Genomic DNA, 26,657 nt, shown 5'->3' with positions numbered 1-26,657 from the left:
TACGCGGGAACGGTTCAGACGCCGGCGTACGAGTGCTTGCCGGTGACGAAGATGTTCACGCCGTAGTAGTTGAAGAGCCAGCAGCCGAACGCGATCAGCGCCAGGTAGGCGGCCTTGCGGCCCTTCCAGCCTGCGGTGGCGCGGGCGTGCAGGTAGCAGGCGTACGCGACCCAGGTGATGAAGGACCAGACCTCCTTGGGGTCCCAGCCCCAGTAGCGGCCCCAGGCGTCGCCCGCCCAGATCGCGCCGGCGATGATCGTGAACGTCCAGAGCGGGAAGACGGCGGCGTTGATGCGGTACGAGAACTTGTCGAGGGTCGCCGCGGCGGGCAGCCGGGACAGCACGGACTGGGCGAAGGAGCCGGGCTCGGTGCCGTTCGCCAGCTTGCTCTCGTAGCTGTCGCGGAACAGGTAGAGCAGCGTGGCGACCGCACCGATGTAGAAGACGGCGCCGCAGATGATGGCGGTGGAGACGTGGATCCACAGCCAGTACGAGTGCAGGGCGGGCACCAGCTGGTCGCTGGAGGTGTACAGCACCGTGGTCGCGATGCCGAGATCCAGCAGGACGGTGGTGACCAGCAGCAGGCCCATCCAGCGGACGTTCTTCTTCAGCGCCATCAGGATCAGGTACGCGGCGACGGCCACCGTGGAGAAGGTGATCGAGAACTCGTACATGTTGCCCCAGGGGGCACGCTGCACGGACATCGCGCGGGCGATGACACCGCCGGCCTGGACGAGGAAGGCGACGACGGTCATGGAGACCGCGATCCGCCCGTACAGGTCGCCCTTGAACGTGCCACCGGCGGCGCCGGGGCCGTCCGGGACGTCCCGCGAGCCGGCGGCCGACCTCGTGATGATCTTCGGCCGGTCCAGTACGGCGGTGGCGCCACCCTTCTGCGCGACCTGGACCTGGATCTTTGCCGAGGAGGCGGCGGCCCCGTCCCCGGTCAGCGCTGCGGCGGTGCGGCCGACCTTGCTGCGGCTGCCGAACACCCACTCCGCGATGTGCGCGAAGAAGGCCAGGGTGTAGACGGCCATCGACGAATAGATCAGCACATTGCTGGTGTGTGCCAGATTCTCGTTGGTTGCGGCGGCGAGATTCACTTCTCAGCCCCTTCGGCAGGTTCTTCGGAAAGTGCTTCGGCAGATGCGTCGTCGGGCGCGGTGGGCGCCATGTCATGGAGTGTGACCGCGAGATCGGCCAGCTCCTCGGGAAGCTTCGCGGACTCGCTGCGGCCCAGCCCCGCCATCTCCACGACGGTGACGCCGTCCGCTCCCCGTACAGCCCGGATCCAGACCCGGCGCCGCTGGATGAACAGCGAACCGGCCAGACCGGCGATGGCCGCGATGGCTCCGGTGAGCGCCCAGCCGCTGGCGGGCTGCTGCGAGATCTGGAAGCTGGCCCACTGCTCGATGCCTTCGAAGGTGATCGATCCGGCGCCGTCCGGCAGCTTCATCGTCTCGCCGGGCAGCAGCCGCTGCTTCAGCTTGTCGCCCTTGCTGTCCTTGAACGCCTCCATCTTCGAGGTGTTCAGCTGGTACACGTTCTGCGGCAGTCCGGAGTCGACGCCGAGGCTGCCGTGGTACCCGTTGAGGGCCAGTACCGGGAAGTCCGCGGCCGGGAACTGGGAGAACATCGTCCCCTTGCCGTTGCCCGCGAACGTCGGCACGAAGAACGCCTGGAAGCCCAGCTGGTCCCTCTTGCCGGTCCCGTCCTTGTAGCCGTCCATCACCTTGATCGCACCGGTCGAGGTGACATTCGAGTCGATCGGCAGCAGCGGCACGGCGGCCTTGTAGACCTCCTTGCCCCTGCCGTCCTTGACGGAGACGACCGGGGCGTAGCCGTGCCCGATCAGATAGACCTTGGAGCCGTCGACCACCAACGGCTCGTTGACCTTGATGACCGTCTTCTTCGGCTTGCCGTACGCACCCTCGGCGTACGTGATGTGGGCCTCGTACTTGCGGGGGGTACCGATCTGCGGGCCCTTGCGTTCGTACGTGCCGACGAATTTGTCGAGGGTGAAGCTGAACGGGGCGAGCGAGTCGGTGTCGTACAGCGAACCGGACTTGAAGTCGTCGTACTGCGTCAGCGTGTTGGAGAAGCCGTCGCCCTGGACGATCAGCTTGCCGCCCTCGGACTTGAAGAGCTGCCCGGTGGCGAAGGCCACCAGCATGACGATCAGCGCGATGTGGAACACCAGGTTCCCGGCCTCGCGCAGATAGCCCTTCTCCGCAGCGACCGCATCACCGTCCACGTGCGCCCGGAAGCGCCGCTTGCGCATTATCGCGAGCGCGGTCTCGCGGACCTGCTCGGGTTCGGCGTCGGTGCGCCACGTCGTGTAGGCGGGCAGTCGGGTCAGCCTCTTGGGGGCGCCCGGCGGCCGGCTGCGCAGCTGGCCGACGAACTGGCCGGTGCGCGGCACGATGCAGCCGATGAGGGAGACGAACAGCAGGATGTAGATCGCGGAGAACCACACCGAGCTGTAGACGTCGAAGAACTGGAGCTTCTCGTAGATCGGCGTGACGGTGGTGTGGGCTTCCTTGAAGGTCTGCACCTTCAGCTCGTCCACGCTGTTCTGCGGGATCAGCGAGCCGGGGATGGCCCCGAGCGAGAGCAGGAAGAGCAGGATCAGCGCGACCCGCATCGAGGTGAGCTGGCGCCAGAACCAGCGCGCCCAGCCGATGACGCCCATGGCGGGCAGCGTGGCCAGGGCCTCTTCGCGCGGGGTGGTGGAGAGCTGCGAGCCGGCCGCGCCGAGCTCGGCCGCGTTCTCCCGCTCCTGCCGGCTCTCGTGCTCACGCTCGTTCGCGCGCTCTTCGGCCGCGTTGGTATTGGTGTTGCTCATGGAACTCAGATCCCCACCGTGAAGCCGTTGGACCAGCCCTGCAATTCCTGCATCATGCTGCTCCACACACCGGTCAGCAGGAGCAGCCCGGTCACGATCATCATGACGCCGCCGATCCGCATGACCCATGCGTAGTGGCGCTTGACCCAGCCGAACGCGCCAAGCGCCTTGCGGAAGGCGACCGCGGCGAGCACGAAGGGCACACCGAGCCCGAGGCAGTAGGCGATGGTCAGTATCGCCCCGCGTCCGGCGGTGCCCTGGTCCATCGCGAGGATGCTCACCGAGCTGAGCGTCGGACCGAGGCACGGGGTCCAGCCGATCCCGAAGAGGGCGCCCAGCAGCGGTGCGCCCGCCAGCCCGGTCACCGGCCTCCTGTGGATACGGAATTCGCGCTGGGTCATCCACGGCATCAGGCCCATGAAGAAGATCCCCATCAGGATCATCAGCACACCGAGGACCTTGGAGAGCGTGGTGCTGTGCGCCTGGAGCGTCTGGCCGAAGAAGCCGAAGAGCGCGCCGCCGGAGACGAACACGGCGGTGAAGCCGAGCACGAAGAGCGAGGCTCCCGCGACCATGCGCCCCCGCCTGGCCTGCGCCAGATCGGTGCCGCTGACGCCGGTGACGTACGAGAGATAGCCGGGCACGAGAGGCAGGACGCACGGCGAGAAGAACGAGACGAGCCCGCCGAGTACGGCAATGGGCAGGGCGACGAACAGCGCCCCGTTCATCACGGTCTCGTTCTGCCCCGGAAGTGCGGCAAGGGTGAGCACGGAATCACTTCTCCGCGATCAGCGGGTCGATCATCTTGTGGAGCTTGACGTCGTCGAGGGCGACGAGGGTGCGGGCCGCAATCTTCCCGTCCCGGTCGATGACCACGGTCGAAGGAATGGCCTGCGGGTTCAGCGTGCCCTTGGGGAAGCGCAGGATGAGCTTCCCGATCGGGTCGAACAAGCTCGGGTAGGTGATGCTGTTGTCCTTCTCGAAGTTCACCGCCGGGCCCTTCTCGGCGTCCCGGGTGTTGATCCCGATGAACTGGACACCCTGGCTCGCGGTCTCCTTCGACACCTTCGCGAAGTGCTTGGCCTCCAGCCGACAGGGGCCGCACCACGAGCCCCATACGTTCAGCACGACGACCTTGCCCTTGTAGTCGGCGACGTCGAGGGGCTTGCCGTCCAGTGTCGTTCCGTCGAGCTTCGGCGCTTCCTGGCGGTCCGCCCTGGCCACGGTGGAGATTCCGCCACTGCCCGTGACGAAGTGCGAATTGCCGCCACCACCGGCCTTGTTGCCGTCGCCGCCGCAGGCGGTCAGGGTCAGCGCCAGTGCGGCGGCCGCTGCGGGGGCGGCGAGCAGGGTGAAGCGGCGTCGGGGTGCGCGGCCAGAGCTCATGTGAAAAGTTTCGCATGACTGTTTCGGGGATCTTGCGCACCCCCCTCGGTGCCCGTAAAGCCCGTTGTCAGGCCCGTTTAAAGAAGGAGTTCCAGCCACCGTCGGGCGACTGGCCGACCTCCAGCGTACGGAGCTTCGCGAGCACGGCCGGATCCTGGACGTCGAGCCAGTCGACGAACTGCCGGAAGGAGACGAGCCGCACATCCGGCTTCCCCGCGATCCTCTTGAGGGTCTCCTCGGCCGCATCCATATAGATGCCGCCGTTCCACTCCTCGAAGTGGTTGCCGATGTAGAAGGGTGCGCGATTCGACCCGTACGCACGGTTGAATGCGGCGAGGTACGACTGAGTGGCCTGGGTGCGCCATTCCGGATAGCGCGACGGCATTCCCCGGGTGGTGTTCCGTGACTGGTTCGCCAGGATGTTGTAGTCCATCGACAGCACTTCGAAGGTGTGCCCGGGGAACGGCATGCCCTGCAGCGGAAGGTCCCATATGCCCTGGCGCTTCGTGGGCCAGATCTGGGTGCCGCCGGGCGAGCTCGCGTCGTAGCGCCAGCCCAGTCGGCGCGCGGCGGGCAGCAGATTGTTCTGGCCGAGCAGACAGGGGGTGCGGCCGCCGACGAGTTCCTTGCGGTAGTCGAAGGGCAGCGGGTCGAGATCGGTCCAGCCGGTGTTGGTGCGCCATTCGGTGACGAAGGAGACGGCCTGATCGATTTCGCTCCGCCACTGATCGGCCGTCCAGTCGGCGACCGATCCGGACCCGGCACAGAAGTGCCCGTTGAAGTGCGTGCCGATCTCATGCCCCTCGAGCCAGGCCCGACGAATGTTCTTCAGCGTCTCCCTTATATGGCCGTCGGTGAGATAGCCGATGTCGGAGGCGCCGATTTCGTTGTTCGGCGGTCGGTACCGGAATTTCTTCGACTCGGGCAGCAGATAGAGCCCGGAGAGGAAGAAGGTCATCGACGCGTCGTGCTCCTTGGCGAGTTCGAGAAAACGCGGAAACAGCCCTGTGCCGAGCTCGCCCGCCCCGTCCCAGGAAAAGATCACGAACTGCGGCGGGGTCTCTCCGGGTTCGAGCGGGACCGGCGCGGAAGGCTGGTGCGGCTGCTTCCCGGTGTCCGCGGTGGAACCGTCACCGATCTCCCTGGCGTCCTTCTCCCCGCCGCCCTTGGCTTTCCCGTCCGCCCCCGCGTCCCCCCTGCCGGGGCGTGGCCGCCCCGCCGTGGAGCGGTCGGACGAGCCGCAACCCGCCACCCCGATCGCAGCCGCAGCCCCAAGTCCCGCTCCGAGCAAACTCCTTCGGCTGATGTCGCGCATGACGTCCCCATCTGCGGTCGTTCTGACTCAAGTCCGTACAAACTGGCGAAGGCTTAGATGGACAAAACAACGCGACGGTTCCGCCGATTATCATAAGTTTCTTTACGTGACCAGACCCCACTCCTGACCTGACCTTGTTCCTGACCCGAACGCACCACGGGCCCCGGCCGACACATCGGCAGGGGCCCGTGCGGGTCGAGAGGTCCCGGCTACGCGCCGAACGCCTTGGACTTCCCCTTCGCCGGCTTCGCACCGGCCAGCAGGTGCGCGGGAACCAGATCGCGGGCCGGCTCGGTGTAGCCGACCGAGACGATCTTGTCGCCCTGATACGTGAAGCTGGTCAGCGAGGCCAGCGTGCACTGCCGCTTGCGCGGGTCGTGCCAGAGCCGCCGTCGCTCGACGAAGCTCCGGACGATCCAGATCGGCAGCTGGTGGCTGACGCAGACCGCCTCGTGCCCGCGGGCCGCGTCGCGCGCGGCGTCGAGGGCGCCCATCATCCGTACGACCTGCTCGATGTACGGCTCGCCCCAGGACGGGCGGAAGGGGTTGGTGAGGTGCTTCCAGTTGTCCGGCTTGCGCAGCGCACCGTCGCCGACCCCGAAGGTCTTGCCCTCGAAGACATTGGCCGCCTCGATCAGCCGCTCGTCGGTGGCCAGGTCCACGCCGTGCGACTTGGCGATCGGCGTCGCCGTCTCCTGGGCGCGCTCCAGCGGGGAGGCGACGACATGGGTGATGTCGCGCTTCTCCAGGTGCTCGGCCACCCGGTCGGCCATCTGCCGGCCGAGCTCGGAGAGGTGGTAGCCGGGACGGCGTCCGTAGAGCACGCCCTCGGGGTTGTGCACCTCCCCGTGCCGCATCAGATGGACGACCGTGATGTCCTTGCGCGCAGTGTCTGCGGAGCCGGTACTGCTGGTCTCGCTCATGCGGTGGCCTCCGAGGCGGCGCGGGCAGCGGCGGGCAGGGCGGCGGCGATCCGCTCGACGGCCTGCGTGTCGTGGGCGGTGGAGACGAACCAGGACTCGAACGCGGACGGGGGCAGATAGACGCCCTGCGACAGCATCGAGTGGAAGAAGGCGGTGAAGCGGAAAGCTTCCTGCTTCTTGGCGTCCTCGTAGTTACGCACCGGCTGGTCCGTGAAGAACACGGAGAACATGTTGCTCGCCGCGGACACCGTGTGCGCGACGCCCTCCTTGGTGAACGCCTCGCTCACCAGGGACCGGATCTCCGCGGAGACCGCGTCGACCTTCGTGTACGCCGCGTCGTCGAGCAGCCGCAGCTGGGCGAGACCGGCGGCGGTGGCGATCGGGTTTCCGGAGAGGGTGCCCGCCTGGTACACGGGGCCGACCGGGGCGAGGTGCGCCATCACATCGGCGCGCCCGCCGAAGGCCGCGGCCGGGAAACCCCCGCCCATGACCTTGCCGAAGGTCATCAGGTCGGGCCGCACGCCGTCGATGCCGAACCAGCCGGCCCTCGAGGTACGGAATCCGGTCATGACCTCGTCGGAGATGTACAGCGCACCGCCCTCGGCGCAGAGCTCCTTGAGCCCGGCGTTGAAACCGTCCAGCGGCGGCACCACGCCCATGTTGCCGGGCGAGGCCTCGGTGATCACACAGGCGATCTCACCGGGGTGCGCGGCGAACGCGGCCCGCACGGCCTCCAGGTCGTTGTACGGCAGCACGATCGTGTCGCCTGCCTGCGCGCCGGTGACGCCCGGAGTGTCCGGCAGGCCGAAGGTCGCGACCCCGGACCCGGCGGCGGCAAGCAGCGCGTCGACGTGCCCGTGGTAGCAGCCGGCGAACTTCACGACCTTCGCCCGGCCGGTGAACCCGCGGGCCAGCCGGATCGCGGACATGGTCGCCTCGGTGCCGGAGGACACCAGCCGCACCTGCTCCACGGGCTCGATCCGGGCCACGATCTCCTCGGCGAGCGCGACCTCGCCCTCACCGGGCGTACCGAACGAGGTGCCGCGGGCGACAGCCTCCTGGACTGCGGCGATGACCTCGGGGTGGGAGTGGCCGAGGATCATCGGCCCCCACGAGCACACGAGGTCGACGTACTCACGGCCGTCGGCATCGGTGAGGTACGGACCGGTACCGGACACCATGAAGCGGGGCGTACCGCCCACGGCCCGGAAGGCACGTACGGGAGAGTTCACGCCACCGGGCGTCACGAGGGACGCACGGTCGAAAAGCGTCTGCGAAACTGGGGCTTCGTATGAATACGGCACTTTGGTCCTGATCTGCGATTCGGAAGGTCGGGGGGCCGGGCCGGAAATCCGGCCGCCAATGAGCAGGAAGCGTGATCTCCTCGTATGACGAAAGGACGTCAGCCCTCTCTCGTCTGCAAAACTGGGGCGTCATAGGGAAAGCTCACACAAGCCATGGTGTCAGAGCCTCCGGCGGTCTTGCGGACAGGTGTTTCACACCACGCCCGTGGGGGAGGTCACTGGCACGATGATCGGGTTGCGCGGCGGGGGCTGTGTCTCCTAAGTAGTAGTCGGATGGATGAGATATGCATCGCGGTGGCGAAGTGGGCGAAGGGACCGACGACCTGGGGCCCGAGCCTGCCCGCCGAGGTCGGCACCGGCGTGAGGCCGAGCGTCGGCAGGGCATTCAGGCCGGCAGTGCGCAGTCCGGAAGCGGGAGTGGTGGCCGGGTGGGGGTGACCTACAAATATTTCGGGGCCCCCGACGGGGCCACGGCCGCGCGGGTGCCCATTTCCATGCGCCCCGAGGAGCTCGGCGGCGACGAGCTGGGCATGGGCGGCATGTTCACCAAGATCAAACCGGAGACGGTGGCGGCCATGGTCCTCACCGGCATCCAGGGCATACCCCTGCACAGGGTCCCCCCACTGGAACTGGTCGTCCTGCATCCGGACTACGCCGTGGTCAAACTCCCCATGACGGTCGTCGACCCGCTGCGCGGCGTCGGCGAGGAGTCGGTCGGCGCCGCGGCCTTCATCTGGTCCACGGTCCCGGACCGCGGCGGCCCGCGCGACGCGTTCAACGTCTACCAACTGCTGCACGAGTGGCAGGATTTCAGCCACCGCCTGCATGACGCGGGGCATCAGGCGTACTGCCTGGTCTGGCCCTGACCTGAGGTTTCGATGATTTCGGGCGGAGTTTCCGGACCCCCGCCCTCGTGGATGACCGAGGGCCGGCCGAGGGACCGCAGCTCATGTCGGCCGAGGTGCTCGACGATGTGGTTGCGGACGGTCGCCTCATGGCGGAGCGCGGTCGTCGGGCCGACGGAGTTCGCGTCGAGCCACTTCTGCGCGTAGGCGCCGAGCGTCTGTTTCACCCCGGCAGGGACGGCGTAGGAGCCGCGCCGGAGTTCGACATCCACCTCGGCAGCGCGATTGTCGGCCTCTGCTTCCGCGTGGCGGGCGTGTCGTGAAAGTGCTCCGGCGCCGTCGGAGGTGGCTGCAAGGCAGCGCTGCACGCCTGCGACCTGCGTCTCCTGCCGGATCCCCGGCGACCTGACACACGCCCCGTGCCGCCACAGCAGCGTGGCAGGCTTGACGTATTCCCATATCGGCATACGATGCTGCCATGGCACGGGCCTCGACGACAGCAGACGCGTTCAACGCCGTGGCGGAACCGCAGCGCCGGCGGATCCTCGACGTCCTGGCCGGCGGTGAACACACCGTCACCGCCCTGGTCGAGGAGCTTGGGCTGACGCAGCCGCAGGTCTCCAAGCACCTGCGCGTCCTGCGGGACGTCGGTGCCGTGGACGTCCGGGAGGACGGCCGACACCGGCTCTACCGGCTCAACGCCGAGGCGCTGAAGCCGATCCACGACTGGGTCGGGAGATACGAGCGGTTCTGGTCGGCGCGGTTCGACCGGCTGGACGCCGTCATCGAGGACCTGGGGCGACAAGAGCACCACGACGAGAGAACGGAGAACAGACCATGACCAGCAACTGCACCGCGACCCTCACCCTGCCTGCGGACGACCAGATCCTCATCACCCGGGACTTCGACGCGCCCCGCCGACTGGTCTACCGGGCGTGGACCACGCCCGAACTGGTCAAGCGCTGGTGGTGCGGCGAGCGCGGCACGATGGACACGGTCGAGATGGACTTCCGTGTCGGCGGCAAGTGGCGGTACGTCATGACGGCGAACGGCGGATTCGAGGTCGCCTTCCACGGCGAGTACCGCGAGATCGTTCCCGAGGAGCGGATCGTCTGGACCGAGGTATTCGAGGGTGCGCCGGGAATGACCCCGGAGGAGGCGGAGAAGAACGCCGCGGTGAACACCGCCGTCTTCACCGAGAAGGACGGTCGCACGTCACTGTGGATGCTCACCGAGGTGCCGGACCGCACCGTCCGCGACGCGATCATCCAGTCCGGCATGGAGACCGGCATGCAGGAGCAGATGGTGGCGCTGGAGAAGCTGGCGATCTCGCTGGCCGACTAGGGTGTGCGTTGAATGCGCTGGTCACAGCCACTCGTTGATGGCCACCACGAGGACGTCTCCTCGGAGCGGACCGCCGACTTGTCGTACCTCGTGGCCACGGCCAGATGCCTCTTGAGGCAGTTGACACCGCATTCCACCGCGTGCCGCTCGCGGTGGTCGACCGGCGCGGACTTCGGCGGCCGACCACCCCGGATGCCGCGTTTCCTGCGGAGGATTTCAGCCATCTTCTGCTGACGCGGGGCATCGGGCGTACTGCCCGGTCCGGCCCTGAGCTGGGGTTCCCGCACGTCCCGACCGCCCCGAGCCGGTCCCGACCCCACCCCGTAGCCCGGCTGTCACCCATGGGCTCTACGGTTCTCCCCTGTTCTGGTGCACGCCGCAGGCTGCACGTTCGGGAGGGGAACCATGATCACCAGCGCCGTAACCGCGCGTCTTGTCGCCACATTCACCGCGCCCCTGGACCGGGAGCGCGACGCCGCGTACGCCCCGTCCGTTCTGCGGTGGCCGGACCGGCGGCTGCTGATACAGCGGGGCGATGTCGAGGCGGTCGCCGTCGGGCTGGACGACGGGTCCGTCCCGCGGACCCGCTTCCCGGCGCCGTGGCCGCGCCGTTTCGGTACGTTCACGGTGGCGCCGGGCGGGGAGCTCGCGGTCTTCGCGGGGGTGCATGCGGTGCGCGCCGTCGATCCGGCGGGCGTGGTGCGCTGGGAGGTGCGGCACGGCTGCTGGGAGGGCGGCTGCCGCGTGCTGCACGAGTCGTACGAGGAGTACGCGGACGACAAGGCGCACCTGTACGCGGACAGCGGCTCGGCAGTGTTCTCGGCGGACGGGTCGCTCGTGTGGGCCCATGTCCGCGGCCCCGTCGCCTCGGCCGGCCCGGATCCGGAGGCGCTCGACGAGTGGCTGGTCATCGATGCCGCCGACGGGCGGGTGCTGGGCCGGGCGGACGCGGAGACCGTGGCCGCGGGCTCGGAGCACGTACCGCACCCGGATCCGGCACAGATGGGGTTGAGCGTCGGCGAGGGCCAGGACGGGGCACCGCTGCTGTGGGGGCGGTGGGACGGGGTGGAGCTCTCCGTGGAGCAGTTCGGCGAGCAGGAGCGGATCCTGACGTCGGTGAGCCCCACCGGTGAGTACTTCCTGACCGTGGCCCACGACCTGGACTCGCTCGCCCTGCACCGGGTCGCGGACGGCGAGGTGGTGGCCGAACTGCATGCGGAGGACGCCGTGCCCCGTCATCCCGACGCGGATCCGGACGACTGTGAGGCCGACGAGGTGATGTGGGACTACGAGTGCGGCTTCCTGGACCGGGAGACGGCGATCACCAGTACGGACCAGGAGGAGGAGTTCGGCCCGGTCCGGCACTGGCTGCTGGAGACGGCGGGAATGCGGCCTGCCGGGCAGATCGCGTACCCTTTCCCGGTCTGCGGCACGCCCACGGCGCTCGGCGACGGCACCTGGTACACGGTGTCCAGGGACGGGGATGCCCTGCACGTGTGGACTCCGGACAACCCGAGGGTGTCCGATTGACGCCCACATCCGGCCATTCATTGGCCGAAGACTAATCTTCAGCCCGCCTGCCGGACATGCCGATGCAGCCCGTACTGCCCACGTGGGCATATACGGGGCATCGACATCGAGGAGGTCCGCCATGGGTGACACGCTGCTGGCCCTGTCCATCCCCCTGCTGGTCTTCGCCGGGGGGATCTACGCAGGGTGCGAGAACTGGTGGCGGCGCCGGCACCCGGCGCCGCCGTCGCCGTACACCCATCAGGCGGCCCGCCTCGCCGAGCGCGAGATGGCCGAGGCGGCGACGGAGATCGTCGACGAGGCGTACGCGACGCTCGGTGCGTTCTACGGCGCCGCGGAAGCGCCGGAACCGGCCGCACAGAGGCCGACGCCGACGGAAACCATCGGCGCCGCGAGCGCCCCGGGCGTCCCCGGGGTCACGCCCGGGGCGGCTGCCAGGCCGGGTCGCGGCCGGTCATACCCAGCATCCGCTCAAAGGGGCTAGCACTGTCCGGCACGGGAAAGGGTTCGCCGTACACCTTCGCCTTCCGTGCGTTCGGCGCCATGTCGGCGATACCGGGCCCGAGTTCACGCACCACGGCCTCGTCCGGAACGAATTCCTGCCCGGTGGCGCGCGCCAGGTCCCATGCGTGCACGGTCAGATCGCCCAGCACCATCTGTGCGACGGTTCTGGCGGGGAACCCCATGGAACCCGCGGTCCCCTCGTCCGCACCCGGCGCGCCCCACGCCGCCACCAACTCGGCCGTCTCCTCGCCGAAGCGGCTGCGCCAGTCGCCGGTGACCGCGGTCGGCCTCGCGCCGAAGTCCGGCTCCTCCCTGGCCGCCAGGGCCTGGAAGTTGACGACCACCTGGAAGAGATGATCGACCAGGGCCCGTACGTCGTACTCCGTGCACGGCGTGGGATCGCCCAGTTGGCCGTCGTCGATCCCGCGCACCACGGGAATCGCCCGCTGTGCGGCCACGTCCAGCAAGTCACTGATCTTCTTCATGCTTCAACCGTGCATCCGGCGATCGCCCGCTTCTTGAAGAAACGCGGCACAGATGACTCGAACTTTTGTGCGGCATAGGATCGCCGCCATGTCAGGTCCTCGACGCGACTACCGCGGCATCGTCGACGCCCACGAACTCTTCTCGCACGTGCACTTCCGCCGACGCGAGCCCGCCCCCGGGCTGCGGACGCAGGTGGCGAACTACTGGCTGATCGACTGGGACCTGCCGGAGCCGTACGTCTCGCACGTGGTGCCGCACCCTTCGGTGAACCTGGTCTTCCAGCGCTACGAGAGCGTCGGCGAACCCCCCTTCGCGGAGGTCGCGGGCATCGGGCTCCAGCTGTTCAGCCAGAAACTGGAGGGCCGGGGACGGGTCTGCGGGGTGAAGTTCCGGCCGGGCGGCTTCCGGCCCTTCGCACCGGACCACCCGGTGTCGCGGTGGTCGGGCCGCCGGCTCGTGGCGGACGAGGTCCTCGCCGTACCCGCGCCCGTGGCGGCCGTGCTGGACCCGGCCGAGGAGGACGCACGGGTCGCGGCGCTGGACGCGTACCTGCTGGCGCTCGCCCCGGAACCCGACCCGCAGGCCGAGCGCGTGATGGCGCTGGTCGAGCGCGTCCGCACCGACCGTACGATCCGCCGCGTCGACGAACTCGCCCGCACCGAAGGGCTGTCGGCGAGGTCGCTGCAGCGGCTCTTCGCGACCTATGTGGGCGTCGGCCCCAAATGGGTCATCCTGCGCTACCGCATCCACGAGGCGCTGGAACGCGCCGAGACCGACCCCGAGGTGGACTGGGCCACGCTCGCGGCGGAACTCGGTTACAGCGACCAGGCGCACCTGGTCAGGGACTTCACGACGACGCTCGGAGTGCCGCCGACGGCACTCGCCGGGCGCTGATTGTCATTGCCGCGCCCTACTGTTGGCGCATGGAGCACACTCCCTCGTCATCCGCGTCTCCCGTACGGATCGAGCCCTGGTCGGACGGCGACCTGGAGCTCCTGCGCCGAGTCAACGCGCCGGAACTGATGGATCATCTGGGCGGCCCGGAGTCGGAGGAGCAGCTCATGGTGCGCCACGGCCGCTATGTGGAGATGAGCGCGGACCGCACGGGCCGGGGCAGGATGTTCCGGATCACCCTGACCGACGGAAGCAGGGGCGAGGCCGTGGGGACGATCGGATTCTGGGAGCGCACCTGGCAGGGCCAGGAGGTGTACGAGACGGGATGGGCCGTCCTCGCCGGCCACCAGGGGCGGGGCATCGCCACGGCCGCGACCAGGGCCGTCGTCGAGCAGGCGCGGGCCGAGCACAAGCACCGCTATCTGCACGCCTACCCGTCCGTCGACAACGGCGCGTCGAACGCGGTGTGCCGCAGGGTGGGCTTCATCCTGATCGGCGAGTGCGACTTCGAGTACCCGCCCGGCCATGCGCTGCTGACGAACGACTGGCGACTGGACCTCACTCCGGAGCTCGGTTCCGGGCCCGGCCCCGGGCTCAGTCCGAATTCCGGGCCAGAGGCTTGCTGAAGCTGAACGCGACGATGTCCAGCCGCTCCCGCAGATAGAAGCGGTGGGCATCGGTGCGCTGGGTGCCCGAGTCCAGACTCAGGTCCAGGCAGCCGGCCTCCCGGGCGCGCTGCTCCAGATACCCCAGCAGCCGGCGGCCGACACCGGTGGACCGGGCGTGCTCGGCGGTGACCAGATCGTCGACGTACAGCTTGCGGATCTGGCTGGTGTTGTCGACGATCCGCCATCCGGCCGCGCCCACGCATGCGCCGTCGCCGTCGTGGACGGCGGTGAAGCGGAGCCCCTGCGGGTACCCCTTGTCGTACACCTCGCGGAAGAGGTCCTCCGTCAGATGCGGACGGAGTTCGCGCAGCACGGGGAGAAGGTCCGTGGCCAGTCGGGGGTCGCCGGGTTCGAGGTCCGTGATCTTCATGCGGGAACTGTAGGCGCAGCCCCGGGGCTTGCGAGGGGGATCCGGCAGCCATTCTCATGGTCGATGGCCCATCAACCACGAGAACCGCTTCACCGAGCGACGGGGGGACCCGATGCTGCTGGCGCACATCAGCGATCTGCATCTCGACGGAACGGCCCGTGCCACGGACCGCGCGAGCAGGGTGGTGAACTACCTCAACTCCCTGGCCCGGCAGCCGGACGCGGTCCTGGTCACCGGCGACATCGCGGACCACGGCGCACCCGAGGAGTACGCCGAGGCGGCCCGCCTGCTGGCCGCGCTGACCGCGCCCGCCCTCCCGTGCCCCGGCAATCATGACGACCGGTCCGCGTACCGCAAGGTCCTGCTGGCCGACGAAGAGGGAGAGGGGACGGGCGACGGCACCGCGCCCATCAACCGGCTGCACCACGTGGCCGGTTACGCCCTGCTGCTCTGCGACTCGACGATCCCCGGCGAGGACCCGGGCCGGTTCGACGACGAGACCCTGGAGTGGCTCGCGCGCACGCTCGACGAGCTGGGCGACACCCCGGCCATTCCTGCGTTCCACCACCCCCCGGCCGCCGTCCACCACCCGTACCTGGACTCGACGAACCTGACCAACGCGGCACGGTTCGCCCAACTCCTCGCCGAGCGCCCCGTCGTCAACGTCCCGGCGATCCTGACCGGCCACGCCCACACCCCGATGGCATCGACCTTCGCCGGGCGGCCTCTGCTCGTGGCACCCGGAGTCGTGTCGACGCTGCGGCTGCCGTGGGAGAGCGGCGAGGGGCTGATCGATCCGGAGGCGCCGCCCGGGGTCGCCTTCCACGTTCTGGACGAGGGCGACCCGGGCGCGGGTGGCCGCATCACCACGCACTACCGCGTCGTGCCGTAACCGGCGGCGCTCAGCCCGGCGCCACCCGCGGGCCCGCCCAAAACGTTTGACGGGCGGGCCCCCCTCATGGATATTTATCTGCGCTGCGCAGCTTATGTGTTACGCACAAAATAACTGAAGGAGCTCACCCCGTCATGCTCACTCTCGTCACCGGAAGCCGCGGCCGTGTCGGTTCCGCACTCGTTTCACTCCTGCACCGCGGCGGCCACGCCGTGCGCGCCGCCTCTCGTGACCCCGCCCGGCTCGACCCGCCCGCCGGAGTACCGGCCGTGGCGTGCGATCTCACCGATCCCGCCACCTTCGCCCCCGCGCTGGACGGCGTCGACTCCGTCTTCCTGTACGCCGAACCTGCCGGGATCGACTCGTTCCTCACCCGGGCGGAGGCAGCCGGAGTCCGGCACATCGTGCTGCTCTCCTCCAGCTCGGTACTCGACCCGGACGCGCAGGAGAACCCGATCGCCCGCTCCCACCACACGGTCGAGCAGGCGCTCGCCGCCTCGCCGCTCACCACGACCTTCCTGCGCCCGGGCGCCTTCGCGACCAACGCGTACCAGTGGTCCGCGGCGGTACGGAGTCACGGCGCCGTGGACCTGCCCTACCCGTGCAGCCACACCAGTCCGATCCATGAGGCGGACATCGCCGAGGCCGCCCTCGCGGTCCTCACCGAGCACCGGCTGCAGGGCGCGGCGTACCACCTGACCGGTCCCCAATCGCTCACAGCCGCCGAACAGATCGGCCTGCTGGCAACAACCTCGGGGCGCCCCGTCACGGTCAACGCCGTGAGCCGGGAGGCCTGGAAGGAATCCGTGGTCCCGCACATCCCCGAGGAGGTCGCCGAGGGACTGCTCAGTTACTGGGCATCCACGGACGGTTCACCGGCCGAGGTGACCGGCGAGACCGAGAAGCTGACCGGCCACCCGGCCCGTACGTTCGCCGCCTGGGCCGAGGAGCATGCGGACGCGTTCCGCGCCTGAGCCGACCCACCCCCCTCCTGCTGCCCCACGTCCATGTATTCCCTGGCTCACACAGACCGCCCGGTGGCATGCTGACGACGTGAACGGACCGGAGATCCACCTCGAAGTCGCCCCTGAACTGTGGCTCTTCGTTGCCCATGAACGCCGCAACGGACGCACGTCAGTGACCACCGACGGAGCCTCGACGCTCGGCCATGTCGTGGAATCGCTCGGCGTCCCGCTCACCGAGGCCGGCCAACTGCTCGTGGACGGCCGCCCCGTCCCCGTCTCGCACATCCCGGGGGCGGGCGAACTGGTGGAGGTGCGCGCGGTGGCGCGACCCCAGCGCGTCGAGGGCGCGCCACTGCGCTTCCTGCTCGACGTCCACCTCGGCACGCTCGCCCGGCGGCTGCGGCTGCTGGGCGTCGACGCCGCGTACGAGAGCGAGGACCTCGGCGACCCGGCGCTGGCCGCCCTGTCGGCGAAGGAGCAGCGGGTCCTTCTCTCCCGGGACCGGGGACTGCTGAGGCGGCGGGAGATCTGGGCTGGGGCGTACATCTACAGCGATCGTCCGGACGACCAGCTGCGGGACGTGCTGGAGCGGTTCACACCGGAACTGGCCCCGTGGACCCGGTGCACGGCCTGCAACGGACCGCTGACCGACGCGGACAAGGAATCCGTCCGGGATCAGCTGGAGCACGGCACACGGCAGTCGTACGACGTCTTCGCGCAGTGCACGGAGTGCGGTCGGGTGTACTGGCGCGGCGCCCACCACTCCCACCTGGAGACGATCGTCGCCGACGCGGTGCACGAGTTCGGAACCAGGGATCAGACCGGCCCGGTCCGGTAGGGCCGTCCGGCGGGGCGCGGCCGGACGCGATCCGCACGGCACACCTGACGAATCGCCCTATGCCCCGCCCTGTGCCGCATCGAACTCCCCGCTCCGCAGCCGCGCGATCTGGCCCGCACCGAGCTCGACCGTCCGCCGCATATGAGCGATGAGAAGTGCCACCTCGTCGTCGTCGTACGCCTCGAACATCGCCGCCCAGTCCCGACTCAGCCTCTCCCAGACGGCGCCGAACTCCGCCATCCGCTCCGGCACGGTCGCGACGAGCACCCGCCGCCGGTCCGCCGTGTCGCGCTCGCGCGTCACATAACCGGCGCGTTCCAGCCGGTCGACGAGCCGGGTCGCCGACCCGGTGGTGAGCCCGGTCAGCTCCGCGATACGTCCCGTGGTGACGGGTTGCGCTTCGAGGCTGAGCAGGTTGAGGCACTGCAGATCGGTGGGGTGGATCCGCAGGTGGTCGGCGACGGTCTGATTGAAGAGGGCGTACGCGGCCATGTAGCGGCGCGACTCGGTGGACAGCTCGGCCAGCAGAGCACTGCGCCGGACCGGGGGCTTCTGCGGCATGCACAGAGTGTACGAAGCAGACACTGCCCCTGCGTCATCCCCGCAGGCCCGGACCGCCGCACTCACTACGGCTGCTCGGCGGTCAGATAGCGCTGGACGGTGGGCGCGAGCCAGGCGATCACCTCGTCACGAGGCATCGAGACAGCGGGCGCGACGCGCAGGACGTAGCGGGCGAGCGCCATCCCGAGGATCTGGGACGCGACGAGCGCCGCGCGGCGCGGGGCCTCGGCGGGGACCGGGCAGACACCGGCAGCTATCGGACCGAGCTGCTCCGCGAAGACGGCCCGCATGCGCTCGGCCCCCGCGTCATTGGTGACGCCGACCCTGAGCAGAGCCGTCAGCACGTCGTCCTGCTCCCAGCGGTCCAGGAAGTGCGCGACCAGCACGGCCCCGATGTGCTTCCCGGGCAGCGCCCCGAGCTCCGGCACCCGCAGGTCGATCACGGACGCGGCCGCGAACAGCCCTTCCTTGTTGCCGTAGTAGCGCATCACCATCGACGGGTCGATGTTCGCGTCGCGCGCGATGGCCCGGATGGTGGCGCGCTCATAGCCATCGGCGGCGAACCGCTCACGGGCGGCTTCGAGGATCGCGGCCTTCGTCGCGTCCGAGCGGCGGGGGGCTTCGCGGGCTTTCGTCGTCATACCAACAATCGTAGGCCAACAGGTGTTGACGTGCCAGTGGCGTCGGCTCTACATTTACCAACAAGCGTTGACCCACATCCGTTGGCAAACAACTGTTGGTATCGGATGACCGTTGGCAAACGGCTTCAGGAGGCCGCCATGACCAGCAAGCCCAGCACCCGCACGAACACCGACTCCACCCCCGACGCCCCCGACACCGTCGATGTACTCGTCGTGGGTGCGGGACCCACCGGAATGCTGCTCGCCGGCGACCTCGCCGCACGCGGTCTGTCGGTCACCGTCGTCGAGCGCCGCCCGCAGAGCACCGGCAACATGACGCGCGCCTTCGCCGTCCACGCCCGCACTCTCGAAGCGCTCGACACCCGCGGCCTCGCCGACGAACTGGTCAAGACAGGCTCCGTCCTCACCGGGATGCGGCTCTTCGGCCGCCTCTCGCTCGACCTGTCCCGGCTCACGTCCCGCTTTCCCTTTCTCCTGATCACCCCGCAGTACGAGGTCGAGAGCCTGCTGAAGCGCCGCGCGCTGTCCGCGGGCGTGGACTTCCGGTACGGCACGAGGCTGACGGACCTGCGCCAGTCCGCCGACGCGGTCACCGCCGAGGTGGAGAGCGCCGACGGGACGCGGAGCACGCTCTCGGCCCGCTACGCCGTGGGCACCGACGGAGTGCGCAGCGCCGTGCGCGAGGCGCTCGGGCTCCCGTTCCCCGGCAGGTCCGTGATCCGCTCCATCGTCCTCGCCGATGTCCGGCTCACCGAAGCGCCCACCGGCCTCCTCACGGTCAACGGCGTGGGGGATGCCTTCGCCTTCATCGCCCCCTTCGGCGACGGCTGGTACCGGGTCATGGGCTGGGACCGCAGGCACCAGGCCGCCGACAGCGACCCCGTGGAGCTGGACGAACTGCGCGAGATCGCCCGGCTGGCCCTCGGCAGCGACCATGGCATGCACGACGCCCGCTGGATCTCGCGATTCCACAGCGATGAGCGCCAGGTGCCCGCCTACCGCGTGGGCCGGGTCTTCCTCGCCGGAGACGCCGCCCACGTCCACTCCCCCGCGGGCGGGCAGGGCATGAACACCGGGCTGCAGGACGCCGCCAACCTCTCCTGGAAGCTCGCCGCCGTCCTGCGGGGAGAGTCGCGGGCCCCGGAGGCGCTCCTCGACAGCTACCACGCCGAGCGGCACCCGGTCGGCACCAAGGTGCTGCACAGCAGCGGTGCGATGGTCCGTCTCGCCATGGCCCGCACCCTGCCGCAGCGAGCGGTTCGCGCGACCGTCGCCGGCCTCCTGGCCAGGATCCGGCCGGCCGGGGACAAGGCCATGGGCCTGATCTCAGGCATAGGCATCGCATACCCGGCGCCGCGCGGCTCCCATCCCCTCACCGGCAAGCGGGCCCCGGACCTGGGACTTGCGGAGGGCCGCCTCCAGGAGCTGCTGCGCGACGGCGCGTTCGTCCTCGTGACTCCCGCCGACGCCCCCACACCGACGTCCCGGACCCCGCTGGTCCACGCCCACTGGACGAGCGACCGCGCGACCACGCTGCTCGTCCGCCCCGACGGCTATGTCGCCTGGGCGAGCGACCGGCCCGACCCGGCGGCGCTGCAGGCCGCTCTCACCCGATGACCACCGATCGGCCCGGGCACCGTGCACGTCGCGCGTCCACGGTGCCCGCGGCCACCACCGCACCGGCCCCTCGCGCCACCAGAGGTCAGAAGACGTACTCGTCACCGGTGGCGGGCACCAGCACCTCATGCCGGTTGTTGTCGGGGTTCCGGTCGGTCGCACCACCGTTCCAGACGGTGTCGATCCGTACGACCACCTCGTTCGGCCGCCTCGCCAGCTGCAGCTCGAGCGCGAGCCGGCGGCCCGCCCACTCGTCCGCCCGCAGCGGACCCGTCCGGCACAGCACGGTTCGGGCGCTCGCCTGCAGACACTCGACCGGCATCTCCTGCCGGCCGCTGAGGGGCACCGAGAAGCGGAACCGTACGGTCACGCTCACCGGACTCGACGGACCGTGGTTCTGGCTGTGCAGCCAGACCCCGAGCCCCCTGCCCCACAGCGAGACATGCCCGTGGTGCGAGACGTCCGCTTCCCGCGCCACCCGCCGGTCCGCCGGCACGGGCACGGGCCCCGTCGCGACCGCCTGCCCGGCCCCCCATGCCCCTGTCGACACCGTTGCCGCCATCGCCGCCGCGGCGGAAACCGCCAGCCGAGCCTTACGCGTGACTACCATGCCCCGAAGATAGCGATCACCCCGAATTATCCGTATTTACACACCGGTTCTCCGCTCCACTCCACCCGCTTGCCCCACCCATCCGAACCCACCCGACCGGCATGAAACGCTGTTCCCATGGTCGTCGCCCGCTCTGTCGCACTCTTCGCCGTTGCCGCGCTCTTCGAGATCGGCGGTGCCTGGCTCGTCTGGCAGGGCGTGCGGGAACACCGGGGCTGGATCTGGATCGGCGCCGGAGTCATCGCCCTGGGGGCGTACGGCTTCGTCGCCACGCTGCAGCCGGACGGTGAGTTCGGCCGCATCCTCGCCGCGTACGGCGGCGTCTTCGTCGCGGGCTCGCTCGCCTGGGGCATGGTCGCCGACGGCTACCGCCCCGACCGCTGGGACGTCATCGGCGCGCTGATCTGCCTGGCCGGCATGGCCGTGATCATGTACGCCCCCCGCAACCACTGAGAATCAGCACCCCACCGGCCACGTCGTCGACACCCACTACCGACCGACCACGCCGATACCCCCACTGCTCGGGCGATGCGGCCGCCGAACGGAACCTCGCGCCGCCTGCCTATCCTGACCCCGTACCGATCAGCTGTCCGAGGAGTCGAGTCCGCATGGCCGCCACCCCCATCGCCGTCATCACCGGAGCGAGCAGCGGCATCGGTGCCGCGACCGCCCGGCAGCTGGCCGCCGCCGGCTACCGCGTCGTCCTGACCGCCCGCCGCAAGGACCGCATCGAGGCGCTCGCCGCCGAGATCAACGAGGCGGGCCACGAGGCCACGGCGTACGCCCTGGACGTCACGGACCGCGAGGCGGTCGACGCTTTCGCCACTGCCTTCCGCTCCCTCGCCGTCCTCGTCAACAACGCGGGCGGCGCGCTCGGCGCGGACCCCGTCGCCACCGGCGACCCGGCCGACTGGCGCCAGATGTACGAGACGAACGTCATCGGCACGCTCAACGTCACCCAGGCCCTGCTCCCCGCCCTCACTGCGGGCGGTGACGGCACGATCGTGATCCTCTCCTCGACGGCGGGCCTGTCCACGTACGAGGGCGGCGGTGGCTACGTGGCCGCCAAGCACGGCGAACACGTCCTCGCCGAGACCCTCCGCCTGGAGATCGTCGGCACGCCGGTCCGCGTCATCGAGGTCGCCCCCGGCATGGTCAAGACGGAGGAATTCGCCACCACCCGCTTCCGCGGCGACACCGAGAAGGCCGCCAAGGTCTACGCCGGCGTCGATGCCCCCCTCACCGCCGACGACGTGGCCGACACGATCACCTGGGCCGTCACCCGCCCCAGCCACGTCAACATCGACCTCCTGGTGGTCCGCCCCCGCGCCCAGGCGTCCAACTCCAAGGTCCACCGCACGCTCTGAAGCCATCGGCCCGCACGGAAGAGCCCCGGACCACCACCACAGGGTCCGGGGCTCGTCTTCGTAGCGGCGCCAAGGGCAATCAGCCCTTCACACACACCACCTGCTTCAGCTTCGCGACGACCTCCACCAGGTCCCGCTGCCGCTCGATGACCTGCTCGATCGGCTTGTAGGCACCCGGGATCTCGTCCACGACGCCGGAGTCCTTACGGCACTCCACGCCTCGCGTCTGCTCCTCCAGGTCCCGCGTCGAGAAGCGCCGCTTGGCCGCGTTGCGGCTCATCTTCCGGCCGGCGCCGTGCGAGGCCGAATTGAACGACTTCGCGTTCCCGAGCCCCTTCACGATGTACGAGCCGGTGCCCATCGACCCCGGGATGATGCCGAAGTCGCCCGAACCGGCACGGATCGCCCCCTTGCGGGTGACCAGCAGGTCCATGCCCTCGTACCGCTCCTCCGACACATAGTTGTGGTGGCAGGAGATGACCGGCTCGAAGGTGACCCGGGCCTTCTTGAACTCCTTGCGGACGACGTCCTGGAAGAGCCCCATCATGATCGCGCGGTTGCGCTTCGCGTACTCCTGGGCCCAGAACAGGTCGTTCCGGTACGCCGCCATCTGCGGGGTGTCCGCGATGAAGACCGCCAGGTCACGGTCGATCAAGCCCTGGTTGTGCGTCAGCTTCTGCGCCACCCCGATGTGGTACTCGGCGAGTTCCTTGCCGATGTTCCGGGACCCGGAGTGCAGCATCAGCCACACCGAACCCGCCTCGTCGAGGCAGAACTCGATGAAGTGGTTTCCGGATCCAAGCGTTCCCATCTGCCTGGTGGCACGTTCATGACGGAATTTGACCGCATCCGCAATGCCGTCGAACCGTCCCCAGAAGTCGTCCCAGCCCGCGGTCGGGGAGCCGTGCAGCCGGCCGGGGTCCACGACGTCGTCATGCATGCCCCGGCCCACCGGAATGGCCTGCTCGATCTTCGACCGGAGCCGCGACAGGTCGCCCGGAAGGTCATTGGCCGTCAGGGAGGTCTTCACCGCGGACATGCCGCACCCGATGTCCACTCCCACCGCCGCCGGACAGACCGCACCACTCATCGCGATCACCGAACCGACGGTCGCGCCCTTGCCGTAATGCACGTCGGGCATGACGGCCAGCCCCTTGATCCAGGGCAGCGTGGCGACGTTCTGCAGCTGCTGCATCGCGCCGTCCTCGACCGAAGCCGGGTCGGCCCACATGCGGATGGGGACCTTCGCCCCCGGCACCTCGACGTACGACATAGCTCCTCGATTCCCCCGAAAAGTCTGAAAGCGCAAAACCGGTGCCAAGGTCGGCAAAAGAGTCGGCCGACCGGCAATCACAGCGGCGCGTGCGATACACATTGTGTCCACCGGCCGCCATCGAGCGGCAACTTCTTTTCGCTCGAAGGGAGCCCGGACCGTGCGACGAATGGCGTACGTACCCGGCGTCGCACTCCTCGCAGTGCTGACGGCCGGCTGCACCGGTGGCACCGGCACCGAAGGCCCCGCCGCCGACCACAAACCCGGCAGCCCGAGCATCGCCGCCGCACCGTCGGGCAAGTACCGCACGCTTCCCGAGCCCTGTCGCTCCATCGCGCGATCCATGCTGAAGGACCTGCTTCCGGGCATCGCCGAACTGCCGGAGAACCAGCAGGAGAAGGCGTACAGGGGCACGGCCGCCGTCACCTACGACACCGACCGCAGGGTCGGCTGCCAGTGGAAGTCGGAGACCGCGGCCTCGTCCCGCTCCGTCGTGCTCGACTTCGAGCGCGTCGTCTCGTACGACACCTCGGTGAGCGACGAGGACCGCGCCCGCGAGGTGTACGGAACGAAGGAGACCGCGGCCCACCTGCCGTCCGGCACCTTCACCCCCGACGACGCGGAGAAGGTGACGGCCTCGCCGTCGGACTCCCCGTCCGGCTCTGCACAGGGCGCCGACGGCGACGCGGACGCGGGCTCCGAGGACCTCCGTCCGCGCGCGCTCGACGACCTGGGGGATGCCGCATTTCTGGACGATCTACTCACTCGGGCAGGATCCAGCGCACAACACCGCACGGTGAGCGTGGTATTTCGCACATCGAACGTCATCGTGACCGTCCGGTACTCCGAGCAGCCCGCCCTCACGAGCCAGGTCCCGGACAGCAAGGAACTGCAGGAGAAGGCGCAGGCGCTGGCCAGCAAGCTGGTCGACAAGTTCAGCGAATAGCCCGCCGCGGGGCGCCACCGACCCGCACCCACGTCGGTCGGCGGAGGCGGCATCCGTCCGCCGTCCGTCGTACCGTGGCCCTCCGGAACACCCGCCCGAGCACCATGCCACCCGCCCGTCGCGCCACCCAACTGAAGGAACCATGCACCGAACAGCCCCGCGACTCACCCGCATACTCGCCTGCGCCGCCGTCCCGGTGATGCTCGTCGTCGCCGGCTGCTCGTCGGACTCCGACAGCAAGAAGGAGTCGGGCTCGTCCTCGGCCTCCGCTCCGAGCCCGCAGAAGACGGAGGCGACGGTCGAGCCGGCGAAGTTCGCCAAGCTGCCCGACCCGTGCGACGCGATCTCCGCAAAGACGATCACCTCGCTGGTGCCCAAGGCCAAGAACAAGGCCGGTACGCCGGCCCGGTCCAGCGACACCGCGGCGCGCGCCGGTTGTTCCTGGAACGGCCTCGACGACAACGGCGTCAAGGGTTCGCAGTACCGCTGGCTCGACGTCGGCTTCACCCGCTTCGAATCGGACCAGGCACTCGGCAGCGGCGCCAAGCGCGCCCAGGAGGACCTCGCGAACCAGATCGCCAAGAGCAAGGGGACCGAGGGCGCCAAGAAGGTCGTCGAAGCCCCCGTCAGCGGTATCGGCGACCAGGCCACCACGGTCACGTACGACCTCACCAAGACGAAAGAGGACTTCAAGTACGCGACGGTCGTGGCCCGTACGGGGAACGTCGTCGTCACCCTGACCTACAACGGCGCGGGTTACGCGGGCGCGAAGACGCCGTCCGGCGACGACATCCTGAAGGGCGCCGAGAAGGCCGCCAAGGAGGCCGTCGCGGCGGTCACCGATGCCAACGCGAAGAAGTCGAGCCCGTCCGCGGGCACATCGAAGTCTCCGGCAGCGACGAAGTCCGCGGCGTCCGCGAAGTCCGGCTCGTCCCCGAAGTCGACGAAGTCCGCGTCGTAAGACCGCGCCACCGCCCGCCGGGCATTCCCGCAAGGCCCACGGCAGGTACCCGAACAACCCTGCGCAGAAGCAGTCTTACGAAGCCCGGCCCTCCCCCGAGAGCCGGGCTTCGCCCCTCCCCGGGCACCGCATCCCACGCGCATGTGCCAGGCTGTGCCCGCCAGAAGTCGAAGTCGGGAACGCAGGGAGGGGATCGCGGGTGGCCGCGATGCAGCTGACACGCACGCACCGGATACTGATCGGGATCGTCGTCGCCGGCGCGGCGGTCATTGCCGCGATCGGCTTCGCGGGCTCGTACGCCGCGGTACGGGCGCTCGCCGAACAGAAGGGCTTCGGGAACTTCTCCCTGGTCTTCCCGATCGGCATCGACGCGGGCATCTGTGTCCTGCTGGCGCTGGACCTGCTGCTGACCTGGATGCGGATCCCGTTCCCGCTGCTGCGCCAGACGGCCTGGCTGCTGACCGCCGCGACGATCGCCTTCAACGGCGCCGCGGCCTGGCCGGATCCGCTGGGCGTCGGCATGCACGCGGTGATCCCGGTGCTGTTCGTGGTCGCCGTCGAGGCCGCCCGGCACGCGGTCGGCCGGATCGCCGACCTCACGGCCGACAAGCACATGGAGGGTGTCCGTCTCACCCGCTGGCTGCTCTCCCCGGTCCCCACGTTCAAGCTGTGGCGCCGGATGAAGCTGTGGGAGCTGCGTTCGTACGAGCAGGTCATCAAGCTCGAACAGGACCGGCTGATCTACCAGGCAAGGCTCCAGGCCCGCTTCGGCCGCAACTGGCGCCGCAAGGCACCGGTCGAGTCCCTGATGCCCCTGCGGCTGGCGAAGTTCGGTGTCCCGCTGGCCGACACCGGCCCGGCCGGGCTGGCCGCAGCCGGCATCGAACCGGCCCTGCTGCCCCCGGCCCCGGCCGCCGCCGAAACGGTGCCCCCTCAGCCCGAGCTGCCGTACGCCGCCCAACAACAGCAGCAGTACGCCGAGCCCCGGCAGCACCCGCAGCAGGCCGCACAGCAGTACGCCCACCCCTCCGACCCGGCCGCCGAGGAGTGGCCCCCCGAGGGCCCCGGCACCCACGAGAGCCCCTGGTTCGCGGCGTCGCAGGCCCCGAACGGCGCGTACGAGGGCGCGTACAACCCCACGCATGTCGAGGGCCTGGAGCCCACCCCGGTCATGATCCCGTCGGGCCCGGGCGGCCGCACCCGTCCCCTGGGCAACGTGGGCACGATCGGCGCGGTCCCTCACCCCCGCAGCGAGGAACCCCTGCCGGAGCAGCTGGAGCAGCTGGAGGGTCCGCCCCCGGAGGAGCCGCAGCCCCAGCAGGAAGCTGATCCGGCGGAGTGGGCCGAGGCGGAGATCGAGTTCGGCAACATCGCGTACGAGGTGTTCTCCGACCTCACGCACCAGCACCAGGCCCACCCGAGCGCCGAGGTCCTCGACATAACGCTCTCGGACGTCCACGGCGTCAGTCACCCGCGCAGCACGGCCCTGCTCCGGCGCCTGCTCCCAGGCTTCAAGCAGCGATTCGACAACGAGATGGCCGAGAACCACATCGCGTAGCCGCCCCCGAGTCC

Annotated in this window: 29 protein-coding genes and 1 pseudogene; 16 read left to right on the top strand and 14 right to left on the bottom strand. The window is 69.6% G+C overall.

Annotated features, from left to right (window positions below; genetic code table 11):
- Positions 1–14 precede the first annotated feature (14 nt).
- From ccsB to hemL, 7 genes are all read right to left on the bottom strand, one after another.
- Positions 15–1,103 carry a c-type cytochrome biogenesis protein CcsB gene (gene ccsB, locus ACFU8W_RS33585; RefSeq protein ID WP_345517579.1) on the bottom strand — a complete coding sequence of 363 codons (1,089 nt, stop codon included), beginning with the start codon at positions 1,101–1,103 and terminating at the stop codon, positions 15–17.
- Complete coding sequence (locus tag ACFU8W_RS33580) at positions 1,100–2,845, bottom strand: cytochrome c biogenesis protein ResB (protein ID WP_384045341.1); 1,746 nt, start codon at positions 2,843–2,845, stop codon at positions 1,100–1,102. The genes ccsB and ACFU8W_RS33580 overlap by 4 nt, the downstream gene beginning before the upstream one ends.
- Positions 2,846–2,850: 5 nt before the next feature.
- Positions 2,851–3,573: a cytochrome c biogenesis protein CcdA gene (locus ACFU8W_RS33575; RefSeq protein ID WP_345518419.1), complete on the bottom strand. Its 723-nt coding sequence runs from the start codon at positions 3,571–3,573 to the stop codon at positions 2,851–2,853.
- 46 nt (positions 3,574–3,619) lie between these two features.
- Entirely contained in the window at positions 3,620–4,231 is a 612-nt protein-coding gene (locus tag ACFU8W_RS33570) for a TlpA disulfide reductase family protein (protein WP_345517577.1), read from the bottom strand.
- A gap of 67 nt (positions 4,232–4,298) precedes the next feature.
- Positions 4,299–5,546 (bottom strand): hypothetical protein, encoded by a 1,248-nt coding sequence (locus tag ACFU8W_RS33565; protein ID WP_384045337.1) that lies wholly within the window; start codon positions 5,544–5,546, stop codon positions 4,299–4,301.
- 209 nt (positions 5,547–5,755) lie between these two features.
- A complete protein-coding gene (locus ACFU8W_RS33560) occupies positions 5,756–6,469 on the bottom strand; it encodes a histidine phosphatase family protein (protein ID WP_384045334.1) in 714 nt (237 codons plus the stop codon).
- Positions 6,466–7,773: a glutamate-1-semialdehyde 2,1-aminomutase gene (gene hemL / locus ACFU8W_RS33555; protein WP_384045331.1), complete on the bottom strand. Its 1,308-nt coding sequence runs from the start codon at positions 7,771–7,773 to the stop codon at positions 6,466–6,468. The genes ACFU8W_RS33560 and hemL overlap by 4 nt, the downstream gene beginning before the upstream one ends.
- Positions 7,774–8,057: 284 nt before the next feature.
- On the opposite strand from hemL, the gene ACFU8W_RS33550 reads away from it, so the two are divergent.
- Complete coding sequence (locus ACFU8W_RS33550) at positions 8,058–8,639, top strand: hypothetical protein (RefSeq protein ID WP_345517574.1); 582 nt, start codon at positions 8,058–8,060, stop codon at positions 8,637–8,639.
- Positions 8,640–8,689: 50 nt separating this feature from the next.
- On the opposite strand, the pseudogene ACFU8W_RS33545 reads toward ACFU8W_RS33550, so the two are convergent.
- Positions 8,690–8,926 (bottom strand): annotated as a pseudogene (locus ACFU8W_RS33545) (site-specific integrase); the annotation flags it as partial.
- Between the two features lie 170 nt (positions 8,927–9,096).
- Between ACFU8W_RS33545 and ACFU8W_RS33540 the strand changes: the two are divergent.
- The 4 genes from ACFU8W_RS33540 (at position 9,097) to ACFU8W_RS33525 (ending at position 11,976) form a co-directional block, all read left to right on the top strand.
- Positions 9,097–9,459: an ArsR/SmtB family transcription factor gene (locus ACFU8W_RS33540; RefSeq protein WP_384045328.1), complete on the top strand. Its 363-nt coding sequence runs from the start codon at positions 9,097–9,099 to the stop codon at positions 9,457–9,459.
- Positions 9,456–9,962, top strand: coding sequence for an SRPBCC family protein (locus tag ACFU8W_RS33535; protein WP_384045325.1), 507 nt, complete (start codon positions 9,456–9,458; stop codon positions 9,960–9,962). Before ACFU8W_RS33540 ends, ACFU8W_RS33535 begins: the two co-directional genes overlap by 4 nt.
- A gap of 405 nt (positions 9,963–10,367) precedes the next feature.
- Positions 10,368–11,492, top strand: a complete 1,125-nt coding sequence (locus tag ACFU8W_RS33530) for a hypothetical protein (protein WP_384045322.1) — start codon at positions 10,368–10,370, stop codon at positions 11,490–11,492.
- 121 nt (positions 11,493–11,613) lie between these two features.
- On the top strand, positions 11,614–11,976 hold the full coding sequence (locus tag ACFU8W_RS33525; RefSeq protein WP_384045319.1) for a hypothetical protein: 363 nt from the start codon (positions 11,614–11,616) through the stop codon (positions 11,974–11,976).
- Here the strand turns inward: ACFU8W_RS33525 and ACFU8W_RS33520 are convergent.
- Complete coding sequence (locus tag ACFU8W_RS33520; RefSeq protein WP_384045316.1) at positions 11,909–12,481, bottom strand: TIGR03086 family metal-binding protein; 573 nt, start codon at positions 12,479–12,481, stop codon at positions 11,909–11,911. The genes ACFU8W_RS33525 and ACFU8W_RS33520 overlap by 68 nt on opposite strands.
- Positions 12,482–12,569: 88 nt before the next feature.
- On the opposite strand from ACFU8W_RS33520, the gene ACFU8W_RS33515 reads away from it, so the two are divergent.
- Together ACFU8W_RS33515 and ACFU8W_RS33510 are read left to right on the top strand one after the other, a co-directional pair.
- Positions 12,570–13,376 carry a DUF6597 domain-containing transcriptional factor gene (locus ACFU8W_RS33515; protein WP_384045313.1) on the top strand — a complete coding sequence of 269 codons (807 nt, stop codon included), beginning with the start codon at positions 12,570–12,572 and terminating at the stop codon, positions 13,374–13,376.
- A 29-nt stretch (positions 13,377–13,405) separates the two neighbouring features.
- Complete coding sequence (locus tag ACFU8W_RS33510; protein WP_384045310.1) at positions 13,406–14,002, top strand: GNAT family N-acetyltransferase; 597 nt, start codon at positions 13,406–13,408, stop codon at positions 14,000–14,002.
- On the opposite strand, the gene ACFU8W_RS33505 is transcribed toward ACFU8W_RS33510, so the two are convergent.
- Positions 13,971–14,414 (bottom strand): GNAT family N-acetyltransferase, encoded by a 444-nt coding sequence (locus ACFU8W_RS33505; RefSeq protein WP_384045305.1) that lies wholly within the window; start codon positions 14,412–14,414, stop codon positions 13,971–13,973. The two genes, ACFU8W_RS33510 and ACFU8W_RS33505, sit on opposite strands and share 32 nt — an antisense overlap.
- 112 nt (positions 14,415–14,526) lie before the next feature.
- Here ACFU8W_RS33505 and ACFU8W_RS33500 point away from each other — a divergent pair, with 112 nt between their 5' ends.
- The 3 genes from ACFU8W_RS33500 (at position 14,527) to ACFU8W_RS33490 (ending at position 17,109) form a co-directional block, all read left to right on the top strand.
- Positions 14,527–15,306 carry a metallophosphoesterase gene (locus ACFU8W_RS33500; protein ID WP_384045302.1) on the top strand — a complete coding sequence of 260 codons (780 nt, stop codon included), beginning with the start codon at positions 14,527–14,529 and terminating at the stop codon, positions 15,304–15,306.
- A gap of 134 nt (positions 15,307–15,440) precedes the next feature.
- Positions 15,441–16,280, top strand: a complete 840-nt coding sequence (locus ACFU8W_RS33495) for an NAD(P)H-binding protein (protein ID WP_384045299.1) — start codon at positions 15,441–15,443, stop codon at positions 16,278–16,280.
- Between the two features lie 79 nt (positions 16,281–16,359).
- Entirely contained in the window at positions 16,360–17,109 is a 750-nt protein-coding gene (locus tag ACFU8W_RS33490) for a Mut7-C RNAse domain-containing protein (protein ID WP_384045296.1), read from the top strand.
- A gap of 57 nt (positions 17,110–17,166) precedes the next feature.
- On the opposite strand, the gene ACFU8W_RS33485 is transcribed toward ACFU8W_RS33490, so the two are convergent.
- Together ACFU8W_RS33485 and ACFU8W_RS33480 are read right to left on the bottom strand one after the other, a co-directional pair.
- Positions 17,167–17,670: a MarR family winged helix-turn-helix transcriptional regulator gene (locus ACFU8W_RS33485; RefSeq protein ID WP_384045294.1), complete on the bottom strand. Its 504-nt coding sequence runs from the start codon at positions 17,668–17,670 to the stop codon at positions 17,167–17,169.
- Positions 17,671–17,735: 65 nt separating this feature from the next.
- Positions 17,736–18,311, bottom strand: a complete 576-nt coding sequence (locus ACFU8W_RS33480) for a TetR family transcriptional regulator (RefSeq protein WP_384045291.1) — start codon at positions 18,309–18,311, stop codon at positions 17,736–17,738.
- A 138-nt stretch (positions 18,312–18,449) separates the two neighbouring features.
- Here ACFU8W_RS33480 and ACFU8W_RS33475 point away from each other — a divergent pair, with 138 nt between their 5' ends.
- Positions 18,450–19,928: an FAD-dependent oxidoreductase gene (locus ACFU8W_RS33475; protein WP_384045288.1), complete on the top strand. Its 1,479-nt coding sequence runs from the start codon at positions 18,450–18,452 to the stop codon at positions 19,926–19,928.
- Positions 19,929–20,013: 85 nt separating this feature from the next.
- On the opposite strand, the gene ACFU8W_RS33470 is transcribed toward ACFU8W_RS33475, so the two are convergent.
- Entirely contained in the window at positions 20,014–20,538 is a 525-nt protein-coding gene (locus tag ACFU8W_RS33470; RefSeq protein ID WP_384045285.1) for a hypothetical protein, read from the bottom strand.
- A 117-nt stretch (positions 20,539–20,655) separates the two neighbouring features.
- Here ACFU8W_RS33470 and ACFU8W_RS33465 point away from each other — a divergent pair, with 117 nt between their 5' ends.
- Positions 20,656–20,991, top strand: coding sequence for a YnfA family protein (locus ACFU8W_RS33465; protein ID WP_266984500.1), 336 nt, complete (start codon positions 20,656–20,658; stop codon positions 20,989–20,991).
- Between the two features lie 155 nt (positions 20,992–21,146).
- Positions 21,147–21,905 carry an SDR family NAD(P)-dependent oxidoreductase gene (locus ACFU8W_RS33460; protein WP_376338732.1) on the top strand — a complete coding sequence of 253 codons (759 nt, stop codon included), beginning with the start codon at positions 21,147–21,149 and terminating at the stop codon, positions 21,903–21,905.
- A 79-nt stretch (positions 21,906–21,984) separates the two neighbouring features.
- Here ACFU8W_RS33460 and ACFU8W_RS33455 read toward each other — a convergent pair whose 3' ends face one another.
- Positions 21,985–23,178 carry an RtcB family protein gene (locus tag ACFU8W_RS33455; protein ID WP_384045282.1) on the bottom strand — a complete coding sequence of 398 codons (1,194 nt, stop codon included), beginning with the start codon at positions 23,176–23,178 and terminating at the stop codon, positions 21,985–21,987.
- Between the two features lie 169 nt (positions 23,179–23,347).
- On the opposite strand from ACFU8W_RS33455, the gene ACFU8W_RS33450 reads away from it, so the two are divergent.
- From ACFU8W_RS33450 to ACFU8W_RS33440, 3 genes are all read left to right on the top strand, one after another.
- Positions 23,348–24,124 (top strand): DUF3558 domain-containing protein, encoded by a 777-nt coding sequence (locus tag ACFU8W_RS33450; protein WP_384045420.1) that lies wholly within the window; start codon positions 23,348–23,350, stop codon positions 24,122–24,124.
- A gap of 142 nt (positions 24,125–24,266) precedes the next feature.
- On the top strand, positions 24,267–25,085 hold the full coding sequence (locus tag ACFU8W_RS33445; RefSeq protein WP_384045280.1) for a DUF3558 family protein: 819 nt from the start codon (positions 24,267–24,269) through the stop codon (positions 25,083–25,085).
- Between the two features lie 199 nt (positions 25,086–25,284).
- Entirely contained in the window at positions 25,285–26,643 is a 1,359-nt protein-coding gene (locus ACFU8W_RS33440; RefSeq protein WP_384045277.1) for a DUF2637 domain-containing protein, read from the top strand.
- Positions 26,644–26,657: the final 14 nt, after the last annotated feature.

The organism is Streptomyces sp. NPDC057565, from assembly GCF_042801455.1.
GTDB classification, from domain to species: Bacteria; Actinomycetota; Actinomycetes; order Streptomycetales; family Streptomycetaceae; genus Streptomyces; species Streptomyces yanii.
This window is presented reverse-complemented; position numbering and strand designations above follow the sequence as displayed.